Raw genomic sequence first — 854 nt, 5'->3', positions numbered from 1 at the left:
AATACCCCTACCAACTACGCGCACTCAGCAGGCAAATGAAGAAAAACGGAACCACATCCAAAGGCACAACCAGGTGGCGATGCAAGGACCCGAACTGCGGCAGCTCCACGACACGAACCCGCAGCGACCGCACGCTGACCCGCGACTTTAAAGCCTTCGTTGCTTATGCCACCTCCACAGCGACGTTGTCTGAACTCGCCGAGCAACACAAGGTGAGCCGTTGGACACTTGACCGCCGATTCAAACCGTTTTGGCTTATCGACATCCCCAACAACGGTGACCCGCAGCGCGTTTACGATCAGATCTTCATCGACGGCACCTACACCGCCGCCGGATGCTTGCTCGTGGCAGCCAGCCACGACCACGTCATCGCCTGGCACTGGGCCAAACACGAAACCGCCCATGCGTATACGCAGCTACTTCGCAAAATCGCTGAACCGCTCTGTGTCGTCCTCGACGGTGGACAAGGCGCCTTGACTGCGATTAAAGCCTGCTGGCCCAACGCGATGATCCAACGCTGCCTCGTCCATGCGGTCAAGTCCCGTGTAGTGGTGTAGCCGTTTGTCCGTTCGGCTCGGTATGAAGTTGGGGGGTTGTGTTAGGCGGTTAGCTGGTGGTGGTCGCCATGATCATCTCCTGTGTGGGGGTTGGGTTGGTGCATGAGGTGTTTGCTGTGCTCGAGTGCGGATAGTGACATGTAGCGTTTTTGTTGGATCCAATCGTCGTGTTGCTCGGCAAGGACGGCGCCAACAAGCCGGCGGATCTCCCGGTTTAACCGCTCGGTGGGGTTGTTTGACCACACCTTCGTCCAGACCGGTTTCGGCGCTGCGGTAAACGCCAGCACCTCATCGAGT

General features: G+C 58.2%; 1 protein-coding gene and 1 pseudogene. One reads left to right on the top strand and one right to left on the bottom strand.

The features are described from left to right. Nucleotides 1-35: 35 nt before the first annotated feature. Nucleotides 36-542 (top strand): annotated as a pseudogene (locus HMPREF2617_RS06095) (transposase); the annotation flags it as partial. Between the two features lie 56 nt (nt 543-598). On the opposite strand, the gene HMPREF2617_RS06090 reads toward HMPREF2617_RS06095, so the two are convergent. Further along, nucleotides 599-854: transposase (locus HMPREF2617_RS06090; protein ID WP_210400826.1), on the bottom strand; the 256-nt coding region annotated here is incomplete at its 5' end.

The sequence above is a fragment of the Corynebacterium sp. HMSC070H05 genome (assembly GCF_001837615.1).
GTDB lineage: Bacteria > Actinomycetota > Actinomycetes > Mycobacteriales > Mycobacteriaceae > Corynebacterium > Corynebacterium coyleae.
Note: the sequence above shows the minus strand (reverse complement) of the source record. Positions and strands in the feature narration are given on the sequence as shown.